At 67.9% G+C, this 15,456-nt stretch carries 11 protein-coding genes; 7 read left to right on the top strand and 4 right to left on the bottom strand.

All coding sequences use genetic code 11. The features are described 5' to 3' along the window. Positions 1-5 precede the first annotated feature (5 nt). Positions 6-1,376, bottom strand: coding sequence for a 3-phosphoshikimate 1-carboxyvinyltransferase (aroA, locus tag CGU34_RS10550; protein ID WP_100814066.1), 1,371 nt, complete (start codon positions 1,374-1,376; stop codon positions 6-8). Between the two features lie 46 nt (positions 1,377-1,422). Here aroA and CGU34_RS10545 point away from each other — a divergent pair, with 46 nt between their 5' ends. Genes CGU34_RS10545 through CGU34_RS10535 form a run of 3 tightly spaced genes read left to right on the top strand, consistent with a single transcriptional unit; the run spans position 1,423 to position 3,672 of the window. Next, positions 1,423-2,091 carry a sigma-70 family RNA polymerase sigma factor gene (locus CGU34_RS10545; protein ID WP_036301982.1) on the top strand — a complete coding sequence of 223 codons (669 nt, stop codon included), beginning with the start codon at positions 1,423-1,425 and terminating at the stop codon, positions 2,089-2,091. Then, positions 2,088-2,333 (top strand): zf-HC2 domain-containing protein, encoded by a 246-nt coding sequence (locus CGU34_RS10540; RefSeq protein ID WP_036301984.1) that lies wholly within the window; start codon positions 2,088-2,090, stop codon positions 2,331-2,333. Before CGU34_RS10545 ends, CGU34_RS10540 begins: the two co-directional genes overlap by 4 nt. Positions 2,334-2,367: 34 nt before the next feature. Next, a complete protein-coding gene (locus tag CGU34_RS10535; RefSeq protein ID WP_036301986.1) occupies positions 2,368-3,672 on the top strand; it encodes a GNAT family N-acetyltransferase in 1,305 nt (434 codons plus the stop codon). A gap of 108 nt (positions 3,673-3,780) precedes the next feature. Here the strand turns inward: CGU34_RS10535 and CGU34_RS10530 are convergent, their stop codons facing one another. Then, positions 3,781-7,557: a multifunctional oxoglutarate decarboxylase/oxoglutarate dehydrogenase thiamine pyrophosphate-binding subunit/dihydrolipoyllysine-residue succinyltransferase subunit gene (locus tag CGU34_RS10530; RefSeq protein ID WP_100814065.1), complete on the bottom strand. Its 3,777-nt coding sequence runs from the start codon at positions 7,555-7,557 to the stop codon at positions 3,781-3,783. Positions 7,558-7,713: 156 nt separating this feature from the next. Here CGU34_RS10530 and CGU34_RS10525 point away from each other — a divergent pair, with 156 nt between their 5' ends. Continuing rightward, on the top strand, positions 7,714-9,168 hold the full coding sequence (locus tag CGU34_RS10525) for a GuaB1 family IMP dehydrogenase-related protein (RefSeq protein WP_100814064.1): 1,455 nt from the start codon (positions 7,714-7,716) through the stop codon (positions 9,166-9,168). Positions 9,169-9,313: 145 nt separating this feature from the next. Here the strand turns inward: CGU34_RS10525 and CGU34_RS10520 are convergent, their stop codons facing one another. Then, positions 9,314-9,877, bottom strand: a complete 564-nt coding sequence (locus CGU34_RS10520) for a hypothetical protein (RefSeq protein ID WP_036302020.1) — start codon at positions 9,875-9,877, stop codon at positions 9,314-9,316. A gap of 771 nt (positions 9,878-10,648) precedes the next feature. On the opposite strand from CGU34_RS10520, the gene CGU34_RS10515 reads away from it, so the two are divergent. The 3 genes from CGU34_RS10515 to CGU34_RS10505 all read left to right on the top strand — a co-directional run bounded on the left by CGU34_RS10515 (position 10,649) and on the right by CGU34_RS10505 (position 14,249). Further along, positions 10,649-12,046, top strand: a complete 1,398-nt coding sequence (locus tag CGU34_RS10515) for a hemolysin family protein (RefSeq protein ID WP_081766491.1) — start codon at positions 10,649-10,651, stop codon at positions 12,044-12,046. Beyond that, positions 12,043-13,089: a hemolysin family protein gene (locus CGU34_RS10510; protein ID WP_036301992.1), complete on the top strand. Its 1,047-nt coding sequence runs from the start codon at positions 12,043-12,045 to the stop codon at positions 13,087-13,089. Before CGU34_RS10515 ends, CGU34_RS10510 begins: the two co-directional genes overlap by 4 nt. A gap of 68 nt (positions 13,090-13,157) precedes the next feature. Further along, positions 13,158-14,249 (top strand): epoxide hydrolase family protein, encoded by a 1,092-nt coding sequence (locus tag CGU34_RS10505; protein ID WP_036301994.1) that lies wholly within the window; start codon positions 13,158-13,160, stop codon positions 14,247-14,249. 24 nt (positions 14,250-14,273) lie between these two features. Here CGU34_RS10505 and CGU34_RS10500 read toward each other — a convergent pair whose 3' ends face one another. Next, positions 14,274-15,362, bottom strand: coding sequence for an NADH:flavin oxidoreductase/NADH oxidase (locus CGU34_RS10500; protein ID WP_036301996.1), 1,089 nt, complete (start codon positions 15,360-15,362; stop codon positions 14,274-14,276). Between the last annotated feature and the right edge of the window lie 94 nt (positions 15,363-15,456).

The following is a 15,456-nucleotide window of genomic DNA, read 5'->3' as shown; positions in this document are numbered from 1 at the left end:
ATCGTCTACTCGGGCGCGCTGGGCGCCGCGGACGAGCCCGCGAGCATGCTGTTCCACAGCTGTTCGAACTGCGGCAAAGTCTTGGCGGTCACGCTGAGGTCGTCGATCTTGATGCCCGGAACGCTCAGACCGAGCAGGGCGCCGGTCGTCGCCATCCGGTGGTCATGGTGCGACTTCCACAGGCCGCCGTGGAGCGGACGCGGCACGACGCGGATGCCGTCGGGCAACTCACTCGCCTCACCGCCGAGCTCATTCAGTCCATCGACGAGAGCGCGTATCCGGTCGGTTTCGTGCAGACGGATGTGTCCGATGCCCGTGATGTTCGACGGGCCGTCGGCGAGAGCCGCGAGTCCCACAATCGTGGGGGCGAGCTCTCCGGCCGCGGACAGATCGACGTCGAAACCACGGAGCGGTGCTGTGCGGGTCACGGTGAAAGCACCGCCGCGGCGGGCGACGCGCGCCCCCGCGCGGTGCAGCAGGTCGCCGAGCAGCGCGCCCGGTTGCGTGGAGTGGGCCGGCCAACCCGCGATCGTCACTGACCCGCCCGCGATCATCGCCGCAGCCAGGAAGGGTGCCGCGTTCGACAGATCCGGCTCGATCGTGACGTCTTTCGCCCGGACGGCGCCCGGGGCCACGATCCATTCGTTCGGCGCGGGGCGCTCCACGTGGACGCCGCGGTGCGCGAGCGCCTCGATCGTCATCTCGATGTGGGGGAGGCTCGGCAACCGCTCGCCGGTGTGGATGAGGTGCAGCCCGACGTCGAACCGCGGTGCCGCGAGCAGCAGACCCGACACGAACTGGCTCGAGCGGGATGCATCCATGTGCACCTCGCCGCCCCGCACGTGACCGTGGCCGCGCACGACGAACGGGAGCGACCAGTGACCGCCGTCGTCGATGTCGAGTCCGATATCCCGGAGGGCGCGGATCAGCTCGCCCATCGGGCGGTGAAGGGCCGTCTCGTGCGCCGTCAGCCGAACGTCTCCGTGCGCGAAGCCGGCGAGGGGTGCGACAAAGCGCATCACCGTGCCAGCCTGGCCGCAGTCGATTTCGCTGCCACCGGCGAACGGGGCGGGGGGCGTGATGATCCAGTCGTCACCGAACGGACCTTCGCCGGGCGACGGCTCGATCTGTGCGCCGAGTGCCCGCAGCGCCCCGACCATCCGCTCGGAGTCCTGTGAGTGCAGGGGAGAGAGGACACGGCTCGGTCCGTCGGCCAACGCAGCGAGGACCAGTTCGCGACTCGTCAACGACTTCGAACCAGGAATCGACAGGCGCGCATCGAGGGGTGACACGGCCACGGGCGCTCGCCAGGCAGTGGGCTGAGGCGCATCAGAAGATGTCTCGTCGGCGCGAGGGGAATAGCCGTGCGGTGTCATCGGGTTCTACTCTATCGAGCCCCGAGAGGACACGATGATTCGGACGATGGAACGCACTCCTGCGTCGCTCGTTCTGGCGCGCCTAGACTGGGACGTCATGGACGAGCAGCCTGAACCAGAGGTCGACGTCGCGCCGGCGCAGATCGCACGCGCCCAATTCGAGGATCAGGCGCTTCCGTTCATGGACCAGCTTTACGGCGCGGCCATGCGGATGACGCGCAATCCCGCGGATGCTGCGGATCTGGTGCAAGAGACGTTCGTGAAGGCTTTCGCCTCGTGGGCCACGTTCCACCAGGGCACCAACCTGAAGGCGTGGCTCTACCGCATCCTCACCAACACCTATATCAATACGTATCGCAAGAAGCAGCGCGAGCCGTACCAGGGCACGATCGATGACCTGGAGGACTGGCAGCTCGGGGGAGCGGAGTCGACGACCGCGTCGACGAACCGATCCGCCGAGGCCGAAGCGATCGATCACATGCCCGCGTCCGTCGTGAAAGACGCCCTGCAGGCTATCCCGGAGGACTTCCGGTTGGCGGTGTACCTCGCGGATGTCGAGGGCTTCGCCTATCAGGAGATCGCCGACATCATGAAGACACCGATCGGCACAGTCATGAGCCGCCTTCACCGTGGAAGGCGATTGCTTCGCGAAATGCTGGCCGAATACGCACAAGAGCGGGGCATCGTCTCCGCCAGTCCGGGAGCGAAGAAATGACCGATTGCGGTTGTGACCAGGCGAGGCGAGACCTCGAGGAGTACCTGCGAAACGAAGTGTGCAAGACGCAGCACGCCGACATTCGCGAGCATCTGGAGAAATGCCCCGGATGCCGCGACGAGGCTCTCGTTGCCAAGACCCTCACCGATGTCCTGGCGCGGGCCTGCCGCGAGAGCGCGCCCGAAGACCTTCGTGATCAGGTGCTCGCGAAGCTGCGCACCGTCCAGGCGGCCCACCACTAGAAGCGGTATCTGGGTGGGCGGGTAGCCTCGAAGGATGGCACGCACAGACGCCCGCACCCTTCCCCTCGACGAAATATCCACGGCTGCGCTCGCGCAGCGCGCACTGCTGTATCGCCTGGTCGACCCGGCAGATCCCGAAGCATTGCGAGCGTATTCGACCGCCGAGGCGCGCGGATTCCTCGGCGAAGAGCCGACGGATGACGAAGCGCGGGAGTTCGGGGAGTCGATCGGCTACCGCCGCCGCATTGGCGTCTACGACGAGGCTGGGCTCGATCCGCAGGTTCCTGTCGCCACGGTGAACTCGTGGGTCGGCGAGCTCTCCGTACCCGGCGACCGCGTGACGCCGTTCTGGGCGATCAGTGGCGTTACGGTGTCGCCGGCCCGGCGGCGTCGAGGCATTGCGCGCGCGATGCTCGAGGGCGAGCTGCGCACCGCCCGCGACGCAGGAGTGGCCGTCGCGGGGTTGACAGTCTCTGAGGCGACGATCTATGGCCGCTTCGGATTCGCCCCCGCGGTCGAGGCGACGACGTGGGATATCGACACACGCCGGGCCGGATGGCGGGGCGGCGACGTGCCCGGATCGTTCGACTACGTCCGCCGGGAAGAGGCCGTGGCGCTACTGGAAGACCTGCACGAGCGCGTCCGCGTGACGCGGCCGGGCGATGTGGATGGCTGGACGGGGCGATGGCGCCAGTTCGCGATGATTGCGGGTGGCTCGAAGGAGCCGGGCCGCACGCGCGTCGTGCGCTACGCCGACGCAGAAGGCGTCGTGCGCGGTGCGGTTGTTTACCGCCTGACTGAGGACCCGGCCGACATGGCGCGCCACACGCTCGACATCACCTATCTCGTGGCCGATGGTGACGAGGCGTACCGCGCGCTCTGGGGTTTCGTCCTGCGCCACGATCTCGTGTCGCGCGTTCGGGCGTCGTTGCGGTCGGTCGACGAGCCGCTCCCGTGGCTGCTCGCCGATCGACGCGGTGCCCACGTCTCGGTTCACGATCACGAGTGGCTGCGGATTCTCGACGTTCCCGGCGCTCTCGCGGGGCGCGGATACGCTGCCGCGGGAACGCATGTCATCGCGGTGAGCGATCCGCTCGGCTTCGCAGAGGGGACATGGATGCTCGAGATCGGGACGGATGGCGAGGCCCGGGTCACGCCCACAGACGCGACGCCGCAGGTATCGATGCCCGTTGCATCCCTCGCAGCGCTCTACCTCGGGGGAGTGCACGCGGCGACTCTGCGCTCGGCTGGTCAGCTGACCGGGGAGGACGACGCGGTGCGTGCGTTGAGCAGGGCGTTCTCGGGCGACACCGCGCCGGCGCTCGGCATCTGGTACTGAGGGCGAGGCGCGGGCCGTTTCGTCTCGGCCTTGCGGGCCTCGCTCAACGACCGAGGACATCCCGGTCGTTGAGCGAGCAACGCGAGTCGAAACGACGAATCCGAACGACTACTGGGCCGGCGCGAGGGCCTTCTTCATCAGCTCGGCGTGCTCGATCGCGTGGACCTTCGGCGAGCCCGTCGCGGGCGAGGCTGCGGCGCTGCGTGAAACGACGCTCATCGTGCGGCCCTCGAGATGCTTGACCACCTCGAGTGCGATGAACGGCCACGCGCCCTGGTTCTCGGGCTCGTCCTGAACCCACACCAGCTCGGCACCCGGGTATCCGGCGATGACGGCCTTCAACTCGTCGATCGGCGCCGGGTAGTACTGCTCCAGGCGCACGAGCGCGATCGAGGGGTCGGGATTCTTCTCGAGCTCGCCGCGCAGGTCCCAGTGAGTCTTTCCCGCGTGCAGCAGGACCTTCTTGACCTGTGATTTTTCGATGCCGCGGTCATCGTCGAGCACCGGCTCGAACCGGCCGGACGTGAACGCCTCGACCGGGCTCGTCGCACCGCGCAGACGCAGCATGGCCTTCGGGGTGAAGACGATGAGCGGGCGGCGCGGACGCGCATAGGCCTGACGGCGCAGCAGGTGGAAGTATGACGCGGGCGTCGACGGGCGCGAGACCGTCATGTTGTCCTGCGCGCACATCTGCAGGAACCGCTCGATGCGGGCCGACGAGTGGTCGGGGCCTGCGCCCTCGTAGCCGTGCGGCAGCAGCAGCACGACGCTCGACTGCTGGCCCCACTTCTGATCGGCCGACGTGATGAACTCGTCGATGACGGACTGGGCTCCGTTGGCGAAGTCGCCGAACTGTCCCTCCCACAGCACGAGTGCGTCGGGCCGCTCGACCGAATAGCCGTATTCGAAGCCCATCGTGGCGTACTCGCTGAGGTACGAGTCGTAGACCCAGAAGCGCCCCTGGCGATCGCTCAGGTTCGTCAGCGGGATCCACTCCTGACCGTTGGCCCGGTCATGCAGCACCGAGTGGCGCTGGACGAAGGTGCCGCGGCGCGAGTCTTGACCCGCGAGGCGCACGTTGGTGCCCTCGAGCAGCAGCGATCCGAAGGCGAGCAGCTCGGAGAAGCCCCAGTCGATGGTGCCGTTGCGGCTCATGTCGTAGCGCTTGTCGAGCAGCTGCTGGAGCTTCGTGTGCACCGTGAAGCCCTCGGGCTTGTTCACGAAGGCATCGCCGATCAGGTGCACGACATCGGTTGCGACCCCGGTGGTCTCGATGTCGCCCCAGGTCAGTTCCTCGACCTCGGCATCGGCATCCGTGATGACACCGTGCGAACCGGTTTCGGCGGCGTGCGTCTCGGCGAAGGCGATCTCGAGGCGATCCTGGAAGTCGCGCTTGGCTTCTTCGTACTCTTCCTCGGTGATGTCGCCGCGGCCGACGAGGGACTCGGTGTACAGCCGACGGACCGAGCGCTTCGCCTCGATCAGGTTCGTCATGAGCGGCTGCGTCATCGAGGGGTCATCGCCCTCGTTGTGGCCGCGTCGGCGGTAGCAGACCAGGTCGATCACGACGTCGCGGTGGAACTCTTCGCGGTACTCGAAGGCCAGCTGCGCGACGCGCGTCACGGCCTCGGGGTCATCGCCGTTGACGTGGAAGATCGGCGCCTGGATGGTCTTGGCGACATCCGTGGCGTACACCGACGAGCGCCCGTCCTGCGGGAGCGTGGTGAAGCCGACCTGGTTGTTGACGACCACGTGGATCGTTCCGCCCGTGCGGTAACCCCGCAGTTGCGACATCTGCAGGGTCTCGACGACGACGCCCTGACCGGCGAAAGCCGCGTCGCCGTGAACGAGGATCGGCAGCCACGAGAACGTCCCGATGGCCTTGCGGTCCTGCTTTGCGCGCACGATGCCCTCGAGCACGCCATCGACGGTCTCGAGATGCGACGGGTTGGCCGCGAGGTAGATCGGAAGCTCAACGCCGTGGTCGTCGATGAAGGTGCCCTCGGTGCCGAGGTGGTACTTCACATCGCCCGAGCCGCGCTTGTTGCCGAGCGCGACGCTGCCTTCGAACTCGCGGAAGACCTGACCGTAGGTCTTGCCGGCGATGTTGGTGAGAACGTTCAGGCGGCCGCGGTGGGCCATGCCGATCGCGGCTCCATCGAGCCCGGCGCCCGCGGCGCCCTGCAGGATCTCGTCGAGCAGCGGGATCAAGGACTCGCCGCCCTCGAGGCTGAAGCGCTTCTGCCCGACGTACTTGGTCTGCAGGAAGGTCTCGAATGCCTCGGCCTCGTTGAGCTTGCTGAGGATGCGCAGCTGCTCGTCGTGGGTCGGCTTGGTGTACTTGATCTCGACCTTCTGCTGGAACCAGCGGCGCTGGCCCGGGTCCTGGATGTGCATGTACTCCAGGCCGATCGTCCGGCAGTAGGAGTCACGCAGAACGCCCAGGATGTCGCGCAGCTTCGCCATCCGCTTGCCACCGAAACCACCGGTGACGAATTCGCGGTCGAGGTCCCAGAACGTCAGCCCGTGCTCTTCGATCTCGAGGTCGGGGTGCGTGCGCTGCTCGTACTGCAGCGGGTCGATGTCGGCCATCAGATGTCCGCGTACACGGAAAGAGTTGATGAGCTCCTGCACACGGGCCTGCTTGTCGATCCGCTCGGCGATGTCGACGTTGATGTCGGCGGCCCAGTGGATCGGCGCGTACGGGATGCGGAGCGCGGCGAAGATGTCGTCGAAGAAGTGGTGCTGACCGATCAGGCGCTCGTGCACCTTCTTCAGGAACTCGCCCGAACCGGCGCCCTGGATGACGCGGTGGTCGTAGGTGCTGGTGAGCGTGATCGTCTTGCCGATCGCGAGCTCGTTGAGGGTCTTCTCGCTCGCACCCTGGAACTCGGCCGGGTACTCCAGCGCGCCGGCGCCGACGATGCAGCCCTGGCCGCGCATGAGGCGTGGGACGGAGTGGACCGTGCCGATGCCGCCGGGGTTGGTGAGCGAGATCGTGGTGCCCTGGAAATCCGCCGCCGTCAGCTTGTTGTTGCGGGCGCGCGACACGATCTCTTCGTAGGCGCCGAGGTACTCCCCGAACGTCATCGACTCGGCGCGCTTGATGCTCGGGACGAGCAGGGCGCGGGTTCCGTCGGGCTTGGGGATGTCGATCGCGATGCCCAGGTTGATGTGGGCGGGCGCCACGACCGAGGGCTTGCCGTCGATCTCGGCATAGAAGACGTTCTGGCTCGGGAAGTCCTTCAGCGCCTGGATGATGGCCCAGCCGATGAGGTGCGTGAAGCTGACCTTGCCGCCGCGGGTACGGGACATGTGGTTGTTGATCACGATGCGGTTGTCGATCATCAGCTTCGCCGGGATCGTGCGGACGCTCGTGGCGGTCGGGACGGTCAGCGACTCGTCCATGTTCGCCGCGAGGGCCTTCGGCATGCCGCGCAGCGGCGTGATCGTGTCTTCTTCGAGCGGCTCGGGGGCCGGGGCCGCCTTGGGCTTCTCGGGCGCCTGCGCGGGGATCGGCTGCGGTGATGCCGGGCGCGTCGTCGTGCGTGCAACCGGCTGTGCGCCGATCACCGGGATGGGCGCCGTGACGGGTCGCGGCTCGCTCTTCGGTTCGGATGCGGCGGGCTCGGCGGCCACTGCGGCCGACTGCTGCGGAGCGGAGCTCGATGCCGACGGGGCGGTGCTCGCGGCCGACGGAGAAGCAGATGCATCCGATGCGTCGTCGACATCGACCGGGTGATACGCCTCCAGAGTCGGCCACCACGCCTTATCTACGGAGTTCTTATCGACTTTGAACTGTTCGTAGAGTTCGTCGACGAGCCATTCGTTGGCCCCGAACTCTCCCTCGTTCGAAGTCCCGACGCCTGTCACCTGGCTCGACACGCTGGATCGCCCTCTTTCATCGATGAAGGTCGTCGCGCAGCGCCTCTTCGTGGCCCACGCGCACGAACACCTAGGTTATCTCAGATCCCAGAGACCCGCCGCGGACGAGGCCGTCGTTCGTGCCCCGCGGCGGGCCCAAGTGGCTACCGTGGAAGCATGGAATTCTCGGGTGAGCGGCCAATGGTGGATCTGACCTATTCGGATGTCTTCCTGGTGCCACGGCACTCGGCGGTCACCAGTCGCCTCCAGGTCGACCTGGCACCGCACGATGGCACCCCGGCCACGATCCCGATCGTCTCGTCCAACATGAACTCGGTCACAGGTGCTCGCCTCGCCGCGACGCTCGCCCGCCGGGGTGGTTTGGGCGTGCTGCCTCAGGACATCCCGCTGCAGGAACTGGATGCTGCTATCCGCTGGGTCAAGCGTCAGCCCGTGCTGTGGGACACCGCACTCGTGCTGCCGCCCGAGGCGACCGTCGCGGCAGCGCTGCGCATCCTGCCCGCGACGCCCGGGCACGGCATCGTGGTCGCCGACGGTGGCGAGGATGTTTCGGCAGCGGACATCCTGGGCATCGTTCCGGCGTCCCGGCTGGCCACAGCTTTGCCGGACGCTCGGCTGGGAGACCTCGCGCGAGGTGACACGCCCTCGCTCGAGGCGGAGGATGTCGAGGATCCCCGTGCGGCCTTCGACACGATCGTCGCCGCCGGTGTCGACGTGGTCTGCGTCATGCGGCACGGGCGCCTCGTCGGAACGTTGAGCCGCCGGAGCGCCCTGCGCTCGACCCTGTATCGGCCCGCCCTCGATTCATCGGGACGCCTGGCCGTCGCGGCGGCCGTGGGCATCAACGGGGACGTCGCAGCCAAGGCCAAGGCGCTCGCGGCGGCCGGAGTCGACGTGCTCGTCGTGGATACCGCGCACGGACACCAGGACGGGATGCTCGCGGCGCTCCGGACGGTGGCCGAGCTCGGACTCGACATCCCGATCGCGGCGGGCAATGTCGTCACCGCAGAGGGTGTGCACGATCTGGTGACGGCCGGCGCGTCGATTCTGAAGGTGGGTGTCGGGCCGGGTGCCATGTGCACGACGCGCATGATGACGGCGGTCGGGCGCCCGCAGTTCTCGGCCGTGCTCGAGACCGCCGAGGCAGCGCGGATCATGGGTGCGCACGTCTGGGCGGACGGTGGTGTGCGGTACCCCCGCGACGTCGCGCTCGCGCTGGCGGCGGGTGCCGCATCCGTCATGATCGGTTCGTGGTTCGCCGGCACGATCGAGGCGCCGGGTGAGTTGCTCGCGGACGCGAATGGCCGGGTGTTCAAGGAGTCGTGGGGGATGGCCTCGACCAAGGCCGTGCACGACCGGTTCGGGCGCCTCGACCCGTACGAGCTTGCCCGCAAGGAGCTGTTCGCCGAGGGGATCTCGTCGTCGAAGATCTACCTCGACCCGCTCCGTCCCGGGCTCGAAGATCTGCTCGACATGATCACGTCGGGTGTGCGGTCGTCCTTTACATACGCGGGGGCGGCGACGGTTTCGGAGTTCCACGACCGGGCCCTCGTCGGTCTGCAGTCCGCCGCGGGCTACGAAGAAGGCAAGGCGCTCCCGGTCAGCTGGTGAGCGGGGGCTTCACACGTCCGGGTCCCTCCGAAGCATCCGGTCACACGTCGGCGCCTGTTCGCGGCATCCGCGCCATAGATCGACGTAGCGGATGCGGCAAACTGGCGCCGTCATGTTGCGCGATGTCTGGGGCCGGACGCGGCGATCATGGTCGGGGCAGGCAGCTCGGCAGCCCGTCGGACGTGAGGATGTCGTACAACACACGCGCATTGTCCGCGTCTACGGGTTCCCACCGACTGAATCCGCGCACCTCCCGGCGAATTTCGTTCTCGCGGTTCTTCTCATCAATGACGATCGCGACGGGGTCTCGATCTGCACCGAAATCCGGGCTGCGGTACTTCCCTCGACCGTCGAGCTCAGCCCAGTGGTCGTAGGTCGGAAAGTAGAAGTCGCCGAAGACGAGCCGTCCCGAGCGCAGGACCCGCCGCTCCTGAAGGCGCGGCGTAGGGAAACCCAGCCGCGCAAGCAGCACCCGACTCTGCGACTCGCGAACGTTAGCGGCGAGCGGATTCGCGAAGCTGATGGCCCGGAGGGCGCGAGGGTTCCCGCGGTGTCGATTGTCGAGTTCCCAGAGTCGCTCGATCTCGGCGCGCGTCGTGAGCGCGCCGCCCGGCCGTTCCTGACGGATGGCTTGGTCGACGACGGCGACTCCGTCGACAAAGGGCAGAGCGCGAGCGAGGTCGAGCGCCGTTTGGGCTGGCGTTGTCACGCGATGTCGGCCCCACGGCTGAGTCTCCGGCTCACCGTGCTCTCGAGTGCGGCGACGGACGTCTCCGCTCGAGCGTCCGCCCGATGAACGCGGCACCGTCACGTCGACGAGCTGCGGCCAAGGACCCAGAACATCTATCCCGTGGATCGAGGCGGCAGCGAAGTGCGACAGAACTGCCGGTCGGCGCATCCTGCGCGCGACCTCGGATACCCGGGTGCGATGCCGGTCAAGAGGTGTTCCTGACCGCCAATCGGACGTTCGTGCAAATGCACCCGGCGCTATTCGAGTCCACTCGCCCGAGGCCAAGAGCCTTCTGAGCTTGCGATCATCGATGGGTTCGTCGCGGTCGGTGCGGCGGATGATCTCGATCGGGAAGATCCGGGCTGCTGTCACGCCTCGATCATGGCGTTGCGGGATTCGCTCAGGCTCCCCGAATGCGGCGGACGGCGATCAGGTGGCTGCGGAGGGTGATGGGGAGGACGGTTAGGGCCGTGGTCGCGTTGCGAGGGGGTCGTCACACGTCGGCGCCTGTTTGCGGCATCCGCGCCATCGATCGACGTAGCGGATGCCGGGTAGTGGCGCCATCGTGGTGCGCGGGCGCGCTCGGCGCCGTGGGGTGGGGTGCGGGCGCGAAGTCGTGCACTCGGCGGGCGCGGCCACGCGGACCTCGGGTAAACTCGACCCCACGATGGACGACCCCCCCAGTTGTAGACGCTCGCCCCACCGCCCGATCGAACCCGCGAGGGTCGACGCGTGACGTACGAGTTGGTCATGCTGGGAGTGGGGCTTCTGCTCATCGTGGGCACCGGCCTGTTCGTGGCCAGCGAGTTCGCCCTCGTCAATCTGGATCGTGCCGACCTCGAGGCGCGGCGCGAGCGGGGTGAATCCCGCCTGTCGCTCACGATCGGCGCGCTGAAGATCACCTCGACCCATCTCTCGAGCGCGCAGCTGGGCATCACGCTCACGACGCTCCTCACGGGTTACACGATGGAGCCCGCGCTCTCGAGCCTGCTGCGTCCCGTGCTGACGGGATGGGGGATGCCGGAGGCCCTCGTCTCGCCGATCGCGGTCATCGTCGCCATCTCGGTCGCGACGATCTTCTCCATGATCCTCGGCGAGCTCGTGCCCAAGAACTTCGCTCTCGCGCTGCCGCGACAGACCGCGAAGCTCGTGCTGCCGTTCCAGGTGGCATTCACGATGGTGTTTCGCCCCGCGATCGTGCTGCTGAACGGCTCGGCCAATGGCGTTCTGCGTGCCATCGGCATCGAGCCGAAAGAAGAGTTGTCGGGCGCCCGCACGGCCGAGGAACTCTCGTCCCTCGTCCGGCGCTCCGCGAGCGCGGGTCTGCTCGAGCAGGACACCGCCTCGCTCCTGAACCGCACGCTCCTGTTCTCGCGGCTCACGGCCGACGACGTCATGACCCCTCGCCCGAGCATGCATTTTGTTGCGCGTGACGACTCCGCCGACGATGTCATCCAGCTCGCACGTCGCACGGGCCACAGCCGATTCCCCGTCATCGGCGACTCGCTCGACGACATCGTGGGCGTCGTGCACCTGAAGGCGGCCGTCAGCGTGCCGCGCGAGAAGCGAGCGGATGTCCCGGCCGCCGCCCTCGCCACGGAACCGCTGCGCGTGCCCGAAACCGTGCACCTCGATGTCCTGATCGCCGAGCTGCGTGCCCGCGGCTACCAGCTCGCGATCGTCGTCGACGAGTATGGCGGAACGGCCGGTGTCGTCACCCTCGAGGACCTCGTCGAAGAGATCGTCGGCGAGGTGTCGGATGAGCACGACCGCAGCCGCGCGGGCCTCGTCCGCGGCAAGGACTCGGTCACGTTCCCCGGGAACTGGCGACCGGATGAACTACAGGATCGCACGGGCATCCGTGTCCCCGAGGGCGAGGTCTACGACACGATCGGGGGGTTCATCATGAGCCGCCTCGAGCGCATCCCCGCGCCGGGCGACACGGTCGAAACCGACCACGGTGTGCTCGCCGTACAGCGGATGGATGGACGCCGCGTCGACCGCATCCGCTTCACACCTCACCCCAGCGACGCCGATGGACTCGATAGCGAGCCATCGCAGACGACGGGAGCCGAGCGCATCCTGCGAGGCCGCGGGACGGAACCGAATGGTCGCGGCGCCGCGACGAAGAGCGGGGGTGCCTCGTGAGCGATTGGGCAGGAATCGTCTGGTTGGTCGTCCTCCTGGCGTTCAACGCCTTCTTCGTCGGCGCCGAGTTCGCCGTGATCTCGGCCCGACGCTCGCAGATCGAGCCGCTCGCGGAGAAGGGGTCGCGCGCCGCGAAGACCGCCCTCTACGCGATGGAGCACGCGACACTCATGCTCGCGACGTCGCAGCTCGGCATCACGATCTGTTCGCTGCTGATCCTGAACGTCTCGGAACCGGCGATCCACCACCTCCTGGCGGTGCCGTTCGGGCTGACCGGGCTGTCGGAAGCCGTCGTCGACGTCGTCGCGTTCGTCGTGGCGCTGCTGATCGTGTCGTACCTGCACGTGGTGTTCGGGGAGATGATCCCGAAGAACCTCGCGTTCTCGGTACCCGACCGCGCGGTGCTCATCCTCGCGACGCCGCTCGTGTGGGTGTCGAAGCTCTTCCACCCGGTGATCGCGACCCTCAACTGGATCGCGAACGCCGTGCTGCGCCTGTTCCGGGTCGAGCCGAAGAATGAGGCCGCGTCGACATTCACGCTCGACGAGGTGGCCACGATCGTGAGCCAGTCGACCAGCGAGGGCGTGCTCGACGACTCGTCGGGCGCGCTCGCCGCGGCGGTGGAGTTCACCGACAAGAAGGCGCGCGATATCGCGGTGCGATTGGACCAGCTCGTGACCCTGCCCGAAACGACGACGCCGGCGCAGATCGAGCGAGCCGTCGCGGTGCACGGCTTCTCGCGCTACGTCATCGTGGATGCCGCGGGTGAGCCGGTCGGATACGTCCACCTGAAGGACGTCCTGCGGTCAGCGGATGTCCCGGATGAGCGACTCGATCGGCCCGTGCCCGCCAAACGCATCCACCATATGGTTCCGGTGCAAGAGACGACCGACCTCGAGGACGCGCTCGCGACCATGCGTCGGACGGGTCGCCATCTGGCGCGAGTCCGCGACCAGCGGGGTGAAACGACCGGTGTGCTGTTCCTCGAGGACATCATCGAGGAGCTCGTCGGAGAGGTGCAGGACGCCACACGCCGGCGCTGAGTTGCGTCGTTCGCGCGTCGCTGTCGCATTTCGGCGGGGACGTCGGCGGCGGGGTCTAGCGTGGCGGCATGACCGCGTTCCGCATAGACGTCCCGCAAACCGTCCTGGATGACCTCGCTGATCGTCTGGCACGCACGCGATGGCCCGATTCGGTCGTCGAGGACGACTGGTCGTGGGGGACCGACCCCACGGCGTTGCGGACGCTCGTCGATCGGTGGACGAACGGATACGACTGGCGCGCGACCGAGGCACGGTTGAACGCTCTCGAACACGTGCGGATCGGAAGTCCCGCGGTTCACGCGATCCGTGCGGGAACGCCGGGAATGACCCCGCTTCTGCTCGTGCACGGGTGGCCCGACTCTTTCCTGCGGTTCGAAAAGGCGTTGCCGCTGCTCGCGGACCGGTTCGACATCGTCGTGCCCAGCATCCCCGGATTCGGGTTCTCCGACCGACCCCAACAACCGGGCTCGGGCTCGGCATACGTCGCAGACCTGCTGGCCGCCACGATGAGGGAGCTCGGGTTCGACCGCTACGTGGTGCACGGCGGTGACGTCGGCAGCACGATTGCGGAGACGATCGCTCATCGCCATGCGGATCGCGTGATCGGGGTACATCTCGGCGATGTGCCGTTCTGGCACCGCTACACCCTCGACCCGGCATCCCTCGATGACGACGAGAAGGCCTGGGCCGACTCGATGACCGAGTGGAGCCAGACCGAGGGCGCCTATGCCCTGCTGCAGCGCACGAAGCCGCAGACGCTCGCGTACGCCCTCACCGACTCGCCGATCGCTCTGGCGGCGTGGTACCTCGAGAAATTCCGCGCCTGGAGCGACAACGGCGGTGACGTGTTCAGCGTATTTACGCCCGACGAGCTCCTGGATGACATCACGCTGTACTGGGTCACGTCCACGGCCGCCTCGGCGGCGCGCTACTACCGCGACTCGGCCCTGCACCCGCCCGGCACGACCGGTGCGGCGCCCGTTCCGGCCGGATTCGCGATCTTCCCGAAAGACATCCACCCGGCGCCGCGCGTCTATGCCGAGAGATATTTCGACGTGCGTCGGTGGGCGCAGATGCCGCGAGGAGGCCACTTCGGGCCATGGGAGCAGCCGGAGCTGTTCGCCCGCGAACTACGCGGATTCGTCGACGACCTGGGGTGATCTCTGGCCCGCCTGATCCGCGGGTCAGGCGGAGCGTGCCGGGATGAGTGCTGCGCGAGCGTACTGCGCCGGCCACAGGTCGGCGCCCTCGCCGAGTTCGACGGCGGCGCGCAGGCCGAAGTGCGGGTCGCGAAGCCACTCGCGCGCGGCGAAGATCGCGTCGGCGTCGCCCTGCTGCAGGATCTCTTCCGCCTGCGAACCCTCGGTGATCGAGCCGACGGCGCTCACGAGCAACCCGGTTTCGCGACGGACATAGGCCGCGAGAGGAACCTGGTAGCCGGGGCCGGTCACGATCTGCTGGTGCGCGACCAATCCGCCGCTCGAGATGTCGAACAGGTCGGCGCCCGCTGCGGCGGCCCACACGGAAACCGTCGCCGTCTCCTCGACGCTCCAGCCGCCCTCGGCGGCATCCGTGCCCGAGAAACGCACGAACAGGGGCACCGCGTCGCCGACCTCGGCCCGCACTGCGGCGACGATCCGCAGCAACAGGCGGGCGCGATTCTCGAGGCTGCCGCCGTACTCGTCGGTGCGCTGGTTGCTGAGCGGTGAGAGGAACTCGTGCAGGAGGTAGCCGTGGGCCGCGTGGATCTCGAGGACATCGAACCCGGCCTCGATCGAACGCCGCGCGGCGGAGACGAACCCTTCGACGATGGCGTCGATGCCGGACGCATCGAGCTCGCGAGGCTCGGCGTACCCCCGGTAGGCGAGGGCCGAGGGAGCGAACGTCGTCCAGCCACCCTCGTCGAGGGCGACGCTGCCGTGGCCGCGACCGGCGAAGGGCCACCACGTCGACGCCTTGCGGCCGGCGTGGGCGAGCTGAATGCCCGCCGCGGCGCCGCGGGCGTGGATCGACGCGACGATGGGGGCCCAGGCATCCCGCTGCTCGTCTGTCCAGATGCCCGTGTCGCGCGGCGAGATTCGTCCCTCGGCCACGACGGCGGTCGCCTCTGCGACGACCAGGCCCGCGCCGCCGGATGCGAACTGGGAGAGGTGCACGTGGTGCCAGTCGTTCGGCACGCCCTCTTCCGCGCTGTACATGCACATGGGGGCGACCCACAGCCGGTTGGCGATCTCGGTCGCGCGAATGGTCATGGGCTGGAACAGCAGGCTCACAGGGGCTCCTCGGGAGATGGCGCGGCGGTAACGTGTGGGGATGTCGCATCCGTCGCCATGGTCTGCAGCCGAGACGGCCGCGCACCTGCAGAGC

It is taken from the genome of Microbacterium lacus, from assembly GCF_002812805.1.
In the GTDB taxonomy this organism is placed as follows: Bacteria; Actinomycetota; Actinomycetes; order Actinomycetales; family Microbacteriaceae; genus Microbacterium; species Microbacterium lacus_A.
The sequence above is the reverse complement of the archived record's forward strand: the minus strand, read 5'-3'. Positions and strand labels throughout refer to the sequence as shown.